The 15,489-nt window shown below is 68.8% G+C and carries 16 protein-coding genes; 8 read left to right on the top strand and 8 right to left on the bottom strand.

Going from position 1 to position 15,489, the window contains the following annotated elements:
• Position 1: 1 nt before the first annotated feature.
• The 3 genes from FBX97_RS04585 (at position 2) to FBX97_RS04575 (ending at position 3,389) form a co-directional block, all read left to right on the top strand.
• Entirely contained in the window at positions 2 to 2,278 is a 2,277-nt protein-coding gene (locus FBX97_RS04585) for a bifunctional diguanylate cyclase/phosphodiesterase (RefSeq protein ID WP_141829051.1), read from the top strand.
• 94 nt (positions 2,279 to 2,372) lie between these two features.
• Entirely contained in the window at positions 2,373 to 2,696 is a 324-nt protein-coding gene (locus FBX97_RS04580) for a hypothetical protein (protein WP_141829050.1), read from the top strand.
• 114 nt (positions 2,697 to 2,810) lie between these two features.
• The gene (locus FBX97_RS04575; protein WP_141829048.1) at positions 2,811 to 3,389 is read left to right on the top strand and encodes a Dps family protein; all 579 of its coding nucleotides are present in this window, start codon (positions 2,811 to 2,813) and stop codon (positions 3,387 to 3,389) included.
• Positions 3,390 to 3,413: 24 nt separating this feature from the next.
• Here FBX97_RS04575 and FBX97_RS04570 read toward each other — a convergent pair whose 3' ends face one another.
• The 7 genes from FBX97_RS04570 to FBX97_RS04540 all read right to left on the bottom strand — a co-directional run bounded on the left by FBX97_RS04570 (position 3,414) and on the right by FBX97_RS04540 (position 11,329).
• Positions 3,414 to 4,337, bottom strand: coding sequence for a hypothetical protein (locus FBX97_RS04570; protein ID WP_221631730.1), 924 nt, complete (start codon positions 4,335 to 4,337; stop codon positions 3,414 to 3,416).
• A 79-nt stretch (positions 4,338 to 4,416) separates the two neighbouring features.
• Positions 4,417 to 5,565: a TIGR03118 family protein gene (locus FBX97_RS04565; protein WP_141829047.1), complete on the bottom strand. Its 1,149-nt coding sequence runs from the start codon at positions 5,563 to 5,565 to the stop codon at positions 4,417 to 4,419.
• A gap of 75 nt (positions 5,566 to 5,640) precedes the next feature.
• A complete protein-coding gene (locus tag FBX97_RS04560) occupies positions 5,641 to 6,348 on the bottom strand; it encodes a TorF family putative porin (protein WP_185748472.1) in 708 nt (235 codons plus the stop codon).
• Positions 6,276 to 7,547: a S8 family serine peptidase gene (locus tag FBX97_RS04555; RefSeq protein WP_255517292.1), complete on the bottom strand. Its 1,272-nt coding sequence runs from the start codon at positions 7,545 to 7,547 to the stop codon at positions 6,276 to 6,278. Before FBX97_RS04555 ends, FBX97_RS04560 begins: the two co-directional genes overlap by 73 nt.
• Entirely contained in the window at positions 7,544 to 8,203 is a 660-nt protein-coding gene (locus FBX97_RS04550; RefSeq protein WP_141829043.1) for a zf-HC2 domain-containing protein, read from the bottom strand. The genes FBX97_RS04555 and FBX97_RS04550 overlap by 4 nt, the downstream gene beginning before the upstream one ends.
• A complete protein-coding gene (locus tag FBX97_RS04545; RefSeq protein WP_255517291.1) occupies positions 8,200 to 8,787 on the bottom strand; it encodes an RNA polymerase sigma factor in 588 nt (195 codons plus the stop codon). Before FBX97_RS04545 ends, FBX97_RS04550 begins: the two co-directional genes overlap by 4 nt.
• A 97-nt stretch (positions 8,788 to 8,884) precedes the next feature.
• The gene (locus tag FBX97_RS04540) at positions 8,885 to 11,329 is read right to left on the bottom strand and encodes a PAS domain S-box protein (RefSeq protein WP_185748471.1); all 2,445 of its coding nucleotides are present in this window, start codon (positions 11,327 to 11,329) and stop codon (positions 8,885 to 8,887) included.
• A gap of 156 nt (positions 11,330 to 11,485) precedes the next feature.
• On the opposite strand from FBX97_RS04540, the gene FBX97_RS04535 reads away from it, so the two are divergent.
• Positions 11,486 to 12,388, top strand: coding sequence for an alpha/beta fold hydrolase (locus tag FBX97_RS04535; protein WP_141829040.1), 903 nt, complete (start codon positions 11,486 to 11,488; stop codon positions 12,386 to 12,388).
• Between the two features lie 30 nt (positions 12,389 to 12,418).
• Here the strand turns inward: FBX97_RS04535 and FBX97_RS04530 are convergent, their stop codons facing one another.
• Positions 12,419 to 12,865: an Hsp20/alpha crystallin family protein gene (locus tag FBX97_RS04530; RefSeq protein WP_141829038.1), complete on the bottom strand. Its 447-nt coding sequence runs from the start codon at positions 12,863 to 12,865 to the stop codon at positions 12,419 to 12,421.
• A gap of 229 nt (positions 12,866 to 13,094) precedes the next feature.
• Between FBX97_RS04530 and FBX97_RS04525 the strand changes: the two genes are divergently transcribed.
• The 4 genes from FBX97_RS04525 (at position 13,095) to dmeF (ending at position 15,488) form a co-directional block, all read left to right on the top strand.
• Entirely contained in the window at positions 13,095 to 13,937 is an 843-nt protein-coding gene (locus FBX97_RS04525; protein WP_141829036.1) for a universal stress protein, read from the top strand.
• 123 nt (positions 13,938 to 14,060) lie between these two features.
• On the top strand, positions 14,061 to 14,336 hold the full coding sequence (locus FBX97_RS04520; RefSeq protein WP_141829034.1) for a metal/formaldehyde-sensitive transcriptional repressor: 276 nt from the start codon (positions 14,061 to 14,063) through the stop codon (positions 14,334 to 14,336).
• A gap of 5 nt (positions 14,337 to 14,341) precedes the next feature.
• Positions 14,342 to 14,518 carry a DUF1289 domain-containing protein gene (locus FBX97_RS04515; RefSeq protein ID WP_082548005.1) on the top strand — a complete coding sequence of 59 codons (177 nt, stop codon included), beginning with the start codon at positions 14,342 to 14,344 and terminating at the stop codon, positions 14,516 to 14,518.
• A gap of 22 nt (positions 14,519 to 14,540) precedes the next feature.
• Entirely contained in the window at positions 14,541 to 15,488 is a 948-nt protein-coding gene (dmeF, locus tag FBX97_RS04510) for a CDF family Co(II)/Ni(II) efflux transporter DmeF (RefSeq protein ID WP_141829031.1), read from the top strand.
• Position 15,489: the final 1 nt, after the last annotated feature.

The following is a 15,489-nucleotide window of genomic DNA, read 5'->3' as shown; positions in this document are numbered from 1 at the left end:
CATGGCCAACGTGAACGATATCGCCGCCTGGCGGGAACGGACCTTCACCTCCCTGCTGTCGGTGGTACTCGTGGTGGGCAGTCTGTCGACCGTCGCGATCTTTCCCCTGCTGGTATCCCAGGGCATGTGGACCGTCGCCGTCGCCGACACGGTCGCGCTGGTCTGGATTTTCGCCGTCTGGCGGCTCAGGAAGCTGTCCTATACGGCGCGCGTGCTGCATTTCCTGACCGTGGTCTACCTGCTGTCCGTGGTCCTGATGCTGACCGTCGGCGCGGCCAGCCTGAGCTACCTGCTGGGTCCACCGCTGATCGCGTCCATCCTGCTGGGCATGCGCCCGGCGATGCTGGCGCTCGTGCTCGGCGCCGCCTCGCTGGTCGCGCTCGGCGCCGACGGCCATATCGTGCTGCACGTGCCGGGCTGGGAACACGATCCGCTCAAGGCATCCCTGGTCGCCGCCCTGAACTACGGCACCATCGGCGCGATGCTGGTGCTGACCAGCAGCACCCTGCTCAAGGGCCTGTCGCGCTCGCTGTCCGACCTCGAACTGACCTCGGCCGCGGTCTCGCGCCTGAACGACCTGGTGCTGATCGCCAAGGCTGCCGACGCCCAGCAGGCGCCGCAGCCGATCACCTTCGCCAACGACGCCTTCCTGCGCCGCACCGGCTACACCCGCGAGGAGATCGTCGGCCACAGCCTGCACGTGCTGCAGGGACCGGAGACCGATCCGGCGGTCCTGAAGCGCCTGTTCGAGGCGCTGATCGCCGGCCAGCCCTGCAACGATGAGCTGATCTGTTATACGCGGGCCGGCGAGACCTTCTGGGTCGAGCTCGAGGCGGTGCCGTTCTCGCGCGCCGGCGAGCCGACCAGCCACTGGGTCGTGGTCGGGCGCGACATCACCGAGCGCCGCATGGCGGCCGACGCGATCCACCGCCTGGCCTTCTACGACGTGCTCACCGGGCTGCCGAACAGGCGCCTGCTGATGGAGCGCCTCGGCGCGGTGGTCGAGCAGGCCCGCGCCGGCAATGGACTGGGCGCCGTGCTCTATCTCGACCTCGACAATTTCAAGGACATCAACGACGCGCGCGGCCATGCGGTCGGCGACGCCCTGCTCGGCCATGCCGCGACGCGCCTGGCACAGGCGGTGCGCAGCTGCGACACCGTGGCCCGCATCGGCGGCGACGAGTTCGTGGTGCTGGTCGACGGGCTGGGCACGGATCCGGCGGCCGCCGCGCAGCGCGCGCTCGACCTGGCCGGCCTGGTGGGCAGCGCGCTGGCCGCGCCGCTCGACCTCGAAGGCCAGCCCTACCGTATCGCCTCCAGCATCGGGGTGACGCTGGTGCAGCGCGGCTGCGCCAGTGCGCACGACCTGCTGCGCGAGGCCGATACCGCGATGTACCGCGCCAAGTCCGGCGGCCGCAACGGCGTGGTGCTGTTCGAAAGCGCGATGCTGGCCGAAGCCCAGCACAAGCTGACGCTGGAGCGCGACCTGGCGCAGGCGCTGGTCAACGGCGAGCTGTCGATGCACCTGCAGCTGCAGGTCGACCATGGCGGCGCGCCGGCCGGCGCCGAGCTCCTGATGCGCTGGCGCCGCGCCGACGGCAGCATGGTCCGCCCCGACATCTTCATCCCGGCGGCGGAATCGAGCGGCATCATCGTCCCCCTCGGACACTGGGTGCTGCGCCAGGCCTGCGCCGCCTGGCTGGCGCTGGACCGCGCCGGGCATCCGATGCCGCTGTCGATCAACGTCAGCCCGCTGCAGTTCCGCCAGCCGGATTTCGTGCAGCAGGTGCGCGCCATCCTGCTCGAGACCGGCGCTCCGCCCGAGCAGCTGATCTTCGAAGTGACCGAAGGGCTGCTGGTCGAGGACATCGCCCAGACCATCGCGCGCATGCACGAACTGAGCGCGCTCGGCATCCGCTTCTCGGTCGACGACTTCGGCACCGGCTACTCGAACCTGGCCTACCTGAAAAAGATGCCGCTGTACGAACTGAAGATCGACAAGAGCTTCATGCACGACACGCCGCACGACGAGAGCGGCACCGCGATCGTGCAGTCGATCCTGTCGATGGCCGGCCACCTCGGCCTGCGCGTGGTCGCGGAAGGCATCGAATCCGATGCCCAGGCGTGCTACCTGAAGTCACACGGCCGCCCCTACATGCAGGGCTTCCTGTATCACCGCCCGATGCCGCTCGACCAGCTGCTCGGCTGGCTCGACGATACCGCCGGCGGGGCTGCCGCAGCCATGACATCCGCGGCATCCGACACTGCCTTGGTGTAAGTGTATTCCTACGCAACGAATAGGACTCAGCTGAATGCTGCAAGGAAATTTCAGCGTTACCATCTGGTATTAATTTACCGAAAAAGGCGACGCGATGCCGATCTACGTCCTCCTCGTCGGCGGCGACGAACCGCTATACGACACCGCAACCCGCCTGATCGGTGAATCCCCGCTCAAACTGGTCGCGGTGCCCGATCCCGACACCGCCCTGAACGCCCTGGCCGGCGTCCGCTTCGACGTGCTGGTCGGCGGCGCGATGGCGGACGACGCCATGTTCGAACGCTTCCTGGTGGCCGCCAGGGAGCTGCAGCCGGGGCTGCACGTCATCGACGCGCGCAAGATCGGGTCGGCGCCGCCACGCCGCTACACCAAGGTGCGCAAGCCGGCCGCCGCCCTGCTGCCGGCGCTGCTGGCCTGAAGCGCGCCGCCAATCGTAACAAGCGCCATCAATTTCGTCAGTTCTGTATATTTTCGCAACGCCCGTGCCGCTCCTTCGGCGGCATGGCTTTTCCAACCTACTGCGAGAGTAATAATGGCTGACAAGAAAAAATCGAAGGAAAACAAGCATATCGTCCAGGAATTCGGCGCGCTGGCGCCGGTCCGCATCGGACTGTCGGAAGAAGTCCGTTCCAAGAGCGTGCGTGCGCTCAACCGCCTGCTGGCGCATACGATGGCCATGCGCGACGCCTACAAGAAGGCGCACTGGCAGACCGCCGGCGCCACCTTCTACGAACTGCACCTGCTGTTCGACAAGCACTACGAAGAACAGGCCGAGCTGATGGATTCGATCGCCGAGCGCATCCAGACGCTGGGCGGCGTCACCGTCGCGCTGCCGGGCGACGTCGCCTCGGAATCGGAAATCGCACGCGCACCGCGCGGCCGCGAATCCGCCCGCGCCCAGCTCGACCGCCTGGCCAGCGGCCACGAAACGATCCTGCTGGATGCGCGTCCGCTGGCGCGCGCCGCCGACGATGCCGGCGACGACGGCACCAACGACCTGATCGTCAGCGAAATCGTGCGCACCAACGAACTGCAGAGCTGGTTCATCGTCCAGCACCTGTCGCGCCAGTCGGAACTGGGCGACGTGCAGGCCCCCGCGGCCCCGGTCTGATGCTCGCGGGCCGGCCGCCCGCCCTTACTGCGCGAAGCGCGGCTTGAGCCGGTCGGCGTCGGCCACCGGGAACGGGAAGCCCAGCACCACGGCGGCGCCCTGGGTCTGGTTCTGCGCCTGGCACTTGTGGGTGCAGGCCGTGGCCGGCGGCGCGACTTCGGTGGCGTCCTCGCCCATCACCTGCCCCATGCGCCCGCCGCTGGCAACCGACCATTGCGACACGCCGCCGCAGTGCTGGACGCGGGCAACGCCGCCGGTGCGGGTCGCGATATTGTTGGTGCACAGCGGCTCGGCGATGCGGTCGGCGAACTGCGGGCTGTCGCGGCCGACGAACTTCGACGAGTAATCGTTGCCGAAATTGATGCGCGGTCCGATGGTCAGCGTGGTGTCCTTGAAGGGCACGACCTCGCCTTCGCGGTTGCGGAAGTTGCGGTTGTCGAAGTAGAAGGCGCTCTGCGCCAGCTTGTGGGTGAACACGGTCTTGGTCTCGTCGGCGCGCGCCACTTCCATCTGGAAGATGCCGCCGTTGGCGCAATCCTTGGCCTGGATCTTCATCGTCAGGCCGGGACCGGTGCGGGTCAGCACGATGTCGGCCGAATCGCTCAGCTCGACTTTCACGGCGCTGTTCAGGAACAGGCCGCGGTGGTCCGGCAGCTTGCTGTCGAAGACCGGGGTGGACCGGCCGCCGGTGATGTCCTTTTTATTGGCGACGCCGGTCATCGCGTAATTCAGCACGCCGAACGAGGCGGCGTCGACGTCGAACTGCACGTAGCGCCCCTGCACGCGGAAGGTCGATGCCACGCTGCCCGGCGCTACCGACACCGTCTGCGCACCGCTCTTGCCGAGCACCGTGAAGCCGCCGTTCTCGCAGCCCGAGGAACTCGCCGCGTACGCCTGTTGCGCCGACAGTAGCAATCCCATGCAGCAAGCCGCCATCCAGTTTTTCATGTCGTTCTCCATCCCTGTTAAAGTGCGCCGGTGGTCGAAGTGATCCGGTCGCCATCGCTGATGCGAATTCCGTGTTTCTTCATTGCGGGTCGATGCGCCCGTAGGCGCCGTGCGTGCCGTTGGCCGGGCCGGCGGCATAGAACAGCGTGGTCGCCGGCTGCTCGTTGACGCCGTTGCCGAACGCGATGCCCCACAGGCCGTCGATCGCGATCGGGGTCTTGTCCGCTTTCGCCAGCACGCCCACCAGGGCGCCGCTGGCCGGATCGAAGACGTTGATCTTGCCGTCGCCGAAGTTCCCGACCAGCAGCATGCCGGCGGCACTGCCGAAGCCGGCCGGCGCCTGGGCTATGCCCCAGGGTGCGTTCAATGCGCCGCCGGTGGCAAAGCGTTTGACCAGGGCGCCGCTCGGATCGAACACGTCGATGATGCCGAGACCGGGGCCGCGGTTCTCGCCCGGCCCGCTGGCCGCGCGCTGCGCATAGGTCACGTAGATGCGGTTGCCGACGGCCTGGATGCCGTAGGGCGCATAGCCGGCCGGCAGTCCGCTGTCGGTGAAGCCGCCGCCGGGCAGCGTCACCTTCTTCCACGCCGGGTCGTAGACGTCGATACGGCCGTTGCGGAAGTCGGCCGCATATAAATAGTTTATGCCGTTATGGCTGGCCAGCGTCAGGCCTGTGTAGGCCGCCGCGCCGGCGGCGCCGCCGGCGGCGGTATCGACCGTCGTGATGGCGTGCAGGCGGTCGACCGCCGGTGCCCAGCCGGACAGGGTGCCGCCGGTGCCGGCGAAGATGAAGGCGGCGACGCCGCTGGCGGCGCCCGCGCTCACGCGGAAGTCCTGGGTGCCGTTGTAGACGATGCCGGCCGGCCCGGCGGCGCCACCCGCCCCCGCCGGCACGCTCACCACCAGGGTCTGCGGATTGCCCCTGCCGTCGTACAGCGTGGAGGTCGAGGTGCCCTGGTTGGCCACCCACACGAAGCCGGTCGGATTGAAGGCGATGCCCCAGCCGTTGACCAGGTTCGCATCCACATGGGCGGCCGCGCCGGCGGCGCTGTCGGCGACCACGTTGGCGGCAGTGAACGCCGACAGCGCCGGCGGCGGTGCCGGACTGGCGGGCGCGTCGTCGTCGCCGCCGCAGGACAGCAAGGCAGCGCCGAAGAACGCGCCGGACAACATGACGGACAACAGCCTGGCGCCGCGGCGCGCGGGGGCTTGGAATCGGATCTGCATGGCGTGCTCCTGTCGGGTGGATCGGGACATCTGGCCCGTAAATACCCGCCGGCACGCTAAAGGTTCAATATTTTTTCAGAAATGAAGACTGAGGCTCGCCGTGAATCCGCGGGCACGCGGCAATTCGGACAGGTAACTGCGCCAGCGCGTCTGTACGCCGGCCTGCACGGTGCAGTCGCCGATGTCGGCGACCAGGGCGATGCGCGCGTCGCCGCTGTTGCCGACGCCGTCCACCGTGCCCTCGTAGCCGCCCATCGGATGCAGCAGGCCGGCATGCGCGGTCAGGCGCACGCTGTCGCTCAGGGGCCAGGCGCCGCTCAGGTCCAGGTACAGGCTGCGTCCTTCCCCGTAATAGGCGGGCGAATAGAACAGGCGCGCGCTGCCGCGCTGCGAGGCCAGGCCGGCGTAGAACTCGTGGTAATTCCAGCGGCCGTCGCGCAGGAAGGTGCTGCGGGTGATGCCGGCGTCCCAGGACAGCGTGGACGTGATCCGCTGCGCCCTGCCGCCGTAGGCGATCAGCTGGCCCTGGGCCCGTCCCTCGAGCCGGACCGGCGAGGCGAAGGCGCCGGCATACCAGCCGGCCGCGGTCTCGTGCTCGACGCGCAACTGCAGCGCCGGACTGGTGTCCAGCGCGATGCCGCGTCCGGCGTATTCGGAGACCAGGGTCAGGTCGGCACTGGTCTGGCAGTGGGCGGGCCCGCTGAGGCAGATCAGCGTGAAGGCGGCGAGCGTAGAGGCGGCAAGCGCGAAGGTGGCGGTGTCGTGGCGGCGGTCGGGGTGCATAGGCAGACGCAGGCTTTCGCCGCCCGCGACAGGGCAGCACATGCGTCTATGTTACCAGCCGCGAGCAGGCGCACGCCGCCGCGCGGCCGGACCTCGGCCAGCAGCGCGGCCAGGCCGGCGACGTGGGCCGCCGCATACGACGAGCCGGACACCAGGTTCCAGCGCGGTCCCGGCGCGCAGGTCGGCACGTCGGTGCCCGGCGCGTACAGCAGGTTCGATGGGGCCGCGTGGCGGTCGCCGCTGCGCGCGACCCCGATCACGCCCGGCAGCGAGGCCGGGAAGCCGCCGTCGGGGCGCTGCGGATCGGCCGCCCCGACCACGGTCACGCCGCGTCCCAGCGCCGCCTCCAGCAGGCTTTGCAGCAGGCGGTCGGGCGGGCCGGCGAGGCTCAGGTTGATGATGTCGGCGCCGTTCTCGAGCGCGTAGTTGATCGCCTTGCCCAGCGTGAGGCTGTTGCAGCGCGCGGCGCGTCCGCCGGTTTCCCAGCAGGCGCGCAGCGCCATCAGCGACGCGCCCGGGGCGATGCCGGCGATGCCGACGCCGTTGCCGCTGCGGGCGCCGATGATGCCGGCGACGGCGGTGCCGTGGACCTCGGCGGGATCGGGCGCGGCGTCGACGAAATTGCGGCGCAGCTTGACCCGGCCGGCCAGGTCCGGATGGGCGGCGTCGACGCCGCTGTCGACCACGGCGACGGTGACGTTGCGGCCGGTACTGACCCGGTGCAGTTCGGCCAGGTGCCAGTCCTGCGCCGCCGGCTGGGCCGGGTACAGCGGGTCGGCGTCGGCGAGGCCGTGGTAGTCCGCCAGCGGCTGGGCCCAGGCCACGCGCGCATCGTGCGCCAGCTCGTCCAGCACGCGCGCGGACGGCACGGCATCGGGCGCTTCCATCACGAAGCAGTCGACGCCGATGGCCGGCATCGGCCAGTTGTCGCGCAGGCGCAGGCCGTGGGCGGCGGCGATGTCGGCGGCCACGCGCCGGCGCGCGGCGCTGCCGCTGTCCTTCAGGTAGCCGCCGCCGTACGAGGCATCGGGACGGAAGTGGCCGGCCGGCAGGCGCAGCATCACCAGCACCTGGTGCTGCGCGGCCTCGGCCACCGGATCGGGGTGGTCCGCCGGCGGCGCCTCTGCCGGCGCCTGCGCCTGCGCGAATCCGTAGAGCAGGAGCGCGGCGACCGCAGCGAACATGCGCAGGCGCTTCAAGGCGAGCCTTCCGCGCCGAGCGGCTCGGCCAGCGTGACGGCGGCCTGGCCGCGCAGGCGCCCGGCCACCGCATCGGCTGGCTGTTCGGTGGCCAGCACCCAGGCGCCGGTGGCGGTCGGCCCGCCGGCGATGCGGGCGCCGTTTTCCAGCACGATGCGGCGCAGCTCGCGTTCCGGCGTGTCGGGCTTGAACATGACGATCAGCCGGCTCTGGCTGCCTGCCGCGGCGCCGAGCACGCGGTAGTCGCCGGCCCGTGCCTCGGCCCCGCCCGACGGCCGCACCAGCAGGCCGGCCAGCACGGCGATCACGCAGCATTGCGCGCCGACGGCGAGGCGCAGCCAGCGCCCGTCGTTGGCGGCCAGGCGCGTGCGCCAGCCGGGCAAGGTCGACGCCTGCGCCGGCACCGGTATGGGTGCGGCCGGCTGCTGGGGCGGCAGCGCATCCAGCTGCGGCAGCAGGCGCGCCAGCGCGGCGTCCGGGTCGCAGTCGGGCACCGTGCCCGCTCCGGCGGCGCGCAGCGTGTGCAGCGCGGCGAGGTCGGCGCGGCATGCCGCACACCCCTTCAGGTGCGCCTGCACCCGTTCCAGTTCGCTGCCGGCCAGGCTGCCGTTGGCGAGCCAGGGCAGCGCTTCCTGTGCTTCGCGGTGCGGATTCATGGGCGTTCCTCCAGTTGGCCGTCCAGCAGCAGCGCCAGGCGCTTGCGGGCATGGAACAGCCGCGTCTTGATCGTATTGACCGGGCACGCCATGATCTCGGCGATTTCGGCCTGGCTCATGTCGTGGTACAGGGTCAGCTGGAATGCGGTGCGCTGGGCCAGCGGCAACTGGGCCAGCGCCGCGTCCACCGCGTGCGCCAGGCGCAGGCGCTCGAATTGCCAGTCGGGGCGGTCGGCATCCGCGCCTTCGCGCTCGTCGACGGCGGCTTCGACCGGCTCGTCGACCGCCTGCAGGGCCTTGCAGGCGCGCCGGTAGGCGATCGCGAAGATCCAGGTCGACACCTTGCTGCTGCCGTCGAAGGTGGCCGCCTTGCGCCACACCGCCAGCAGCGTGTCGTTGACGATTTCCTCGATCAGCGCGCTGCTGCGCGTCATGCGCTGCAAGAAGCGCCCCAGGCGCGGGAAATAGGCGCGGTACAGCGCCTCGAAGGCGCGCCGGTCGCCGGCCGCGATACGGCCGACCAAGCAGGCTTCGCCCTCGGCCGTGCGGGCCAGGAGCGCGGGGTCGTCGGTTCTTCTGTCCAAGCTGGGTCTCCACGGTTTCCGGTATATACCCGGCTGGCGGCAAATGGTTCAATCCGCCGTGGAGTTTGCCTGAAGAAAGCATCCGGCCGCAATCTTTCTAGCGGCCGGCCGAGTCCATTTCGATCAGGTCGAGCATGGCGCCGGCGTCGACCGGCTTGACCAGGAAATGATCGAAGCCGGCCGCCATGGCGCGTTCGCGGTCCTGCTCCTGGCCGTAGCCGGTCAGCGCGATCAGCAGCGCGCCGGCGGTCGCGCTGCGGGCGCGCAGCATGCGGGCGAGCGTGTTGCCGTCGATTTCCGGCAGGCCGATATCCAGTATGCATACGTCCGGATGGGCCGTGTCGGCGCGCTCCAGCGCCACCGTGGCCGCATGCTCGACCATGACCTCATGGCCGACCACTTCGAGATACATCGCCAGCATGCGCGCGGCGTCGACGTTGTCGTCGACGATCAGCACGCGCCGCCCCTGGAACACGGGACTGCCGTGCGGCCGCTCGCTTGCCGATGCGGCATCGCCCTGCGGCGGGAGGGCCCTGGGCAGGGTCACGATGAAGTCGCTGCCGCAGCCGCTGCCGCCGCTTTCGCAGGCCACCGTCCCGCCGTGCAGTTCGACCAGGCTCCTGACCAGGGCCAGGCCGATGCCGAGGCCGCCCTGGGAGCGGTCCGGGCTGCGCTCGGCCTGGGCGAACAGGTCGAAGATGCGCGGCTGCAGTTCGAGCGGGATGCCGACGCCGTTGTCGGCCACGTGCAGCCGCACGTGGCGCTCCGTGGCCTGCATGGTCAGGTGGATGCTGCCGCCGCGCAGCGTGTACTTGGCGGCGTTGTTCAGCAGGTTGGTCAGGATCTGGATCAGGCGCTTGTGGTCGCCCACCACATGGGCCGGTGCCGGGTCCAGTTCCAGCGTCAGCCGATGGCCTTTCTGTTCGATCAGGGGGCGCGCCTGTTCCAGCGCATCGGCCACGATCTGCTTCACCTCGAGGTCGGCTTTTTCCAGCGTGATCAGGCCACGCGTCACCCGCGACACATCCAGCAGATCGTCGACCAGGCCCGTCATGTGGCCGACCTGGCGCGAAATGATCTGGCTGGTGCGCCTGAGCTGTTCCGGTTCCAGCCGCGCCACCGCCATCAGGTCGGCGGCGGCGCGGATCGGCGCCATCGGGTTCCTGAGTTCGTGCGCCAGCATGGCGAGGAACTCGTCCTTCCTGCGGTCGGCCTCGCGCAAGGCCTCTTCGGCGCGCTTGCGTTCGCTGATATCGACCGACACCGCCAGCATGCTCTGGATCGCGCCGCCGGGCGCGCGCACCGGACTCACCGTATTGTTGACCCATACGACGCCGCCGCCAGGCCATAGATAGCGCTTCTCGATCTCGAAAGGCTCGCCGGTGGCCACGGCGCGTTCGAACAGCGGCAGGTTGCGCACCAGATCGTCCGGATGGGTGATGTCCTGCATGCGCATGCCGAGCAAGTCTTCGCGCGCACGCCCGACGATCCGGCAAAAGCGCTCGTTCATGCGCACCAGCCTGCCGCTCAGGTCGGCTTCGCTGATGCCGGCGCCGGTCTGGGCAAACAGCGACGCCAGGTGCGCTTCGCTCTGGCGCAGGGCCAGCTCGGTGCGCCTGCGCTCGGTGACGTCGACGAAGGTGCAGACCGCGCCCTGCAGTTCGCCGTCCTGCCAGACCGGCCGTGCCCGGTATTCAACGGGAAACGCGGAGCCGTCGATGCGAAAGAACACCTCGTCCTCGACATGGGCGAAGGTGCCGAAGCGCGCCGACTGGTAGATCGGGCAGTCGCACACGTCGTACTCGGTGCCGTCCGGATGCCGGTGGTGGATGACGCCGTGCAGCTTGCGTCCGACCGCGTCTTCTTCGCGCGCAAAACCGAGCATCTTCAGGAACGCCGTGTTGCACATGATCGTGACGCCGTCCCGGTCGACCGAATAAAACCCTTCTTCGCCGCTGTCGATCAGCAGGCGCAGATAGTCGTGGTTGGCACGGATGCGTTTCTCGGCGCTGCGCAGCTCGGTTCCCATCCGGTGATTGTCGATGCATGCGTGGCAGCGCCTGGCGACAGCGGACAAGAGCGCGACGTCGTGCGCCGTCCAGTGCCGCGGAGCATCCTGCGCCACCAGCATCCAGGCCAGGGTCTGCCCGTCCTCGGTCACCGGCGCTGCCATGAATGCCCCCGGCGCTGCGTCCGTGCCGGGCGGCAGCCAGCCGGCGAAGCGCGCGTCGGCCTTGCAGTCGTCGACGACGCAGGCCGGCACGGTGCGGCCGGGCGGCGCGCCCTGGCCGCCCCCCGCGTCGGTCGCGACCTGCTGCAGGCCCTCCGCCATGCGGTCCCAGTCGGCGCTGGCCCGGTCGAGGTAGCGGCAATGGTCGCCCTGCATGTGCGCGCACAGCAGGCTGGCGGCGGCCTGGGCGATCTGGGCGGGCTCGGCCAGGCCCTCGAGCGCCCCGTCGAGCCTGGCGAGGAAGCGGTAGCGGTCGAGTTCTTCCAGTAATGCGCGGCTGGTCCCCGCATCGGGCAGTGCTTGTTCCGGCATCGTCATGCTTTTTAATGGGATCGGGGGCACATCGTAATCCAGTTCGACGCGGATAAAGTGCTCGATTGAAACCGGACGGCACGCCATGTGCATGGAAGTTATATTAGAATTTCGCCATCCGCTTGTCCGTACATTATTTTTGCCGGGGTTTCTCGCATGTCGGTCCGCTTCCGCAACAATGTCCACGTCGCCGGTTCCGGCACCTCCACCATCGTCTTCATCCACGGTTTCGGTTGTGACCAGACCATGTGGCGCTACCTGGCGCCGGTACTCGAGGAGCGCTACCGTGTCGTGACCTACGACCTGGTCGGGTGCGGCGAATCGGACCTGCAGATGTACGACCGCGACAAGTACGCCACGCTGCAAGGCCACGTCGACGATTTGTTCGATATCCTGGAGTCCTGCGCACGCGGCCCGGTGGTGCTGGTCGGCCATTCGGTCGGCGCCATGATCGGCATGCTGGCGACGATTCGGGCGCCAGCGCGTTTTGCGGCGCAGGTCATGCTCAGTCCATCGCCGTGTTTCATCAACGACGGCGACTATATCGGCGGCTTCAATCAGGAAGACCTGGAAGCGCTGCTTGCCACCATGGAAGACAATTTCCTGGGCTGGTCGAGGGACGTGGCGCCGCTGATCACCGGTGGGCAGCACCACCCGGCGCTGACCAACGAGCTGGCGCGGCGCTTCTGCCGCAACGATGCGGCGATCATGCGCCATTTCGCGCGCGTCGCCTTTCTGTCCGATTATCGCGCCGACCTGGCGCGCTCCAGCGTGCCGGCACTGGTGCTGCATTGCAGCGACGACCTGCTGGTGCCGCACGAAGTCGGCGCCTACCTGCTGAGGCACCTGCCGAACAGCACCCTGTGCGTGGTCGACAACGTCGGCCATTGTCCGCACCTGAGCGCCCCGAGCGCCAGTTTCATGGCGCTCGACGCGTTTCTGGCACGGATCCGGTCGGATCGCCAGGGGGCGCCGGCGACGGCGCCAGCCTGTTCCAGCGCAATCCCGACGGACAGGGCAGCAGGACGGGACAAGACGCGTTCGGTCGGACAGGACTGATTCGCCGCCGCGGCCGCTCTGGCATTGCGGTCACTGGATCGTGATCTGTTTCCTGGTCGTGCCGGTTTTTTTCGGCAAGGTCAGGCTCAGTACGCCGTCCTGGTATCTGGCCTCGGTGGTCGCATCGTCGATTTCCTGCGGCAGGCTGAAACTCCGGAACAGCGCGCCGCTGTAGCGCTCGCTGTACACGGTACCGCCCGTGCCCTCCTGCTTTTCCTCCTGCATGGTCGCGCTGATGGTCACCATGTTGCCCTCGACCGAGATGCGGATGTCGTCCTTCTTGATACCCGGCATGTCGGCCTTGACCAGGTAGGCCTGGTCGGTTTCGCTCACATCGACGCGGATCTGGCGCTCCGGCTCGGCGCTGCGCAGCATCGGCGACATCGCGAATTCGCGCATCAGGTCTTCCATCCGGCGGAAGGGATCGAGCCGGGCCACGTCGTTGAACGGATCGAAGCGTGTCAGATTGCTGGCCATGATGTCCTCCTGGGAAGGGAACGAAATTGAAAGCGCACGGCGACGCCACCGCCACACCGGCTGGCCGGACTGGCGCCCCGATCATGGCGTCGCTGCCCGTGCGTTGTTCATCCTAGGAGCGGGAAGCGAGCGCAATATGAGCATGATCAAGGCATGCCGCTTGCATTGCCGGTGAAACCATGGGCGAAGCATCTAGTCAAACGATGGTGCAGGCATCCAGGGAAGCGCCATGCTGAAAACGATCGTTGTCCATGTCGACGGCAGTCCCGAGCAGGAAGCCCGGATGCACGCCGCGGCGTTGCTGGCCAGGGACTACGGCGCCCACGTCGTCGGCAGCGCCGCCACCGGCATCGCCTGGCTGGATTTCGCCCTGCTGGCCGGTGCGATGGCGGTGCCGGCGCCGGCGGCCGACTTCGACGGCATGCGCAAGCTGGCCAGACTGCGCCTGGACGAGTTCAGCGCCCAGGCCGCCCGGCTCGGCATCCAGTCGGCTGAAACCCGCCTGATCGAGGACGTGCCCCAGTACGGCCTGCTGCTGCAGTCGCGCTACGCGGACCTGGTCATCCTCGGCCAGGACCAGGACGATGGCGAACCGGGCTTGCCGGCCCGCGTGCGCCGCCTGCCCGAGCACGTCGCCCTGCACGGCGCCCGGCCGGTGCTGGTGGTGCCGCCCGGATACCGCGGCGAGCCGCTCCCCGGCACCGTGGTGGCCGGCTGGGACGGCAGCCGGCAGGCGCTGCGGGCCATGACGGCGGCACTGCCCCTGCTGGTGCGCGCCGACGCCGTCAAGCTGGCCTTGATCAATCCCGACGAACTTTCCACACAGCACGGCGAACAGCCCGGCGCCGACCTGGCGCTCTGGCTGGCGCGCCATGGCGTACGCGTCGACGTGGTGCTCGAACGGACCAGGACCACCGCCGGGCATGCGCTGGCGGCGCTGGCGCGCGCCAGCGGCGCCGGCCTGATGGTCTGCGGCGCCTATGGCCACAGCCGCTACCGCGAATGGATGCTGGGCGGCGTCACCCGCGAGCTGCTGGCGCGCGCTCCGGTGCCGCTGCTGATTGCCCACTGACTGCCCGCCGGGCGCATCCGGCACCCGCCAACGACCACCGCTGCCGGCCTTGCGCCGAGCGAACAGCGGCACGCTGCGGCATCTGCTAGTATACCCCCCTACCCTATATCACAAGGTCTACCGTTGCCCCATACCGCCCGAGAAAAAGCCAAACTGCTGGCCCGCGTGCGCCGCATCCGCGGCCAGGTCGAGGCCATCGAACGCGCCCTGGAGTCCGAAGCCGGCTGCGCCGACGTGCTGCACCTGCTGGCCGCCAGCCGCGGCGCCATGAACGGACTGATGGCGGAAGTGATCGAGGATCACGTCCGCGAACACGTCGCCGCCGACGACCTCAGCGCTGCCGCCCGCGCCGAAGGCACGAGCGAGCTGCTCGACGTGATCCGTGCCTATCTGAAGTAAGCGCCATGGCAGTCAAGTCACCCTGTGTCGAGCTGTGCCAGTTCGACGGCAAGACCGGTTTCTGTACCGGGTGCCTGCGCACCCTCGCCGAAGCACGCGAGTGGAAGAAGATGACCGATCACCGCAGGCACCAGATCATCAACGAACGCGCGCGGCGCGAGAAAAAACTGGCCGGCCGCTAGTGCCGCCGAGAGAGGAAACACCATGCAGGACCTGATACACGACCATGTCTTCGACCAGGGCAGCAACGCCGCCGAGCGCGGGACGCGCCTGGTGATGTGGATCACCGCCGCCATGATGGTGGTGGAGATCGCCACCGGCTGGTGGTTCAACTCGATGGCGCTGCTGGCCGACGGCTGGCACATGAGCTCGCACGCGCTGGCAATCGGCCTGAGCGCCTTCGCCTATGCCGCCGCACGCAAGTATGCAAAGGATCCGCGCTTTACGTTCGGCACCTGGAAGATCGAAATCCTGGCAGGCTACACCAGCGCCGTGTTCCTGCTCGGGATTGCGGCCCTGATGGCATTCGGCTCGATCGAACGGATCTTCGAGCCGCAACCGATCCATTATCGCGAGGCGATCGTCATCGCCGTGATCGGCCTGGTCGTGAACGTCGTCTGCGCGACGATCCTGGGCCATGCCCACCACGACCATGACCATGGCCATGGACATCACCACCATGGCCACGGCCATCAGCATGAACATGGCCATCACGACCTCAACCTGAAGTCTGCCTACGTGCACGTCATTGCCGATGCTGCGACATCGGTCCTGGCGATCGCCGCGCTGGCGGGCGGCTGGGCCTTCGGCTGGTCCTGGCTCGATCCGGTGATGGGTATCGTGGGCGCGGTGCTGGTGGCCGTGTGGGCGAAGAACCTCATCGTCGAGACCGGAAAAGTCCTGCTCGACCGCGAAATGGATGCGCCGGTGGTCGAGGAGATCCGCGACGTCGTGGCGGCGGCGTCGGTTGCCGGCACCACCCGCCTGGTCGATTTGCACGTCTGGCGTGTCGGCAAGCAGGTCTATTCCTGCGCGCTGAGCCTGGTGACGGATGACCCGGCGCTGACCCCGGCCAGGGTCCGGGAGCAGCTGGGCATCCATGAAGAAATCGTGCACGCGACGATCGAGGTGCATTACCGGCCGCGAACGTGAC

Origin of the sequence: Herbaspirillum sp. SJZ107, assembly GCF_006715485.1 — a bacterium.
Taxonomy (GTDB): domain Bacteria; phylum Pseudomonadota; class Gammaproteobacteria; order Burkholderiales; family Burkholderiaceae_D; genus Telluria.
Note: the sequence above shows the minus strand (reverse complement) of the source record. Positions and strands in the feature narration are given on the sequence as shown.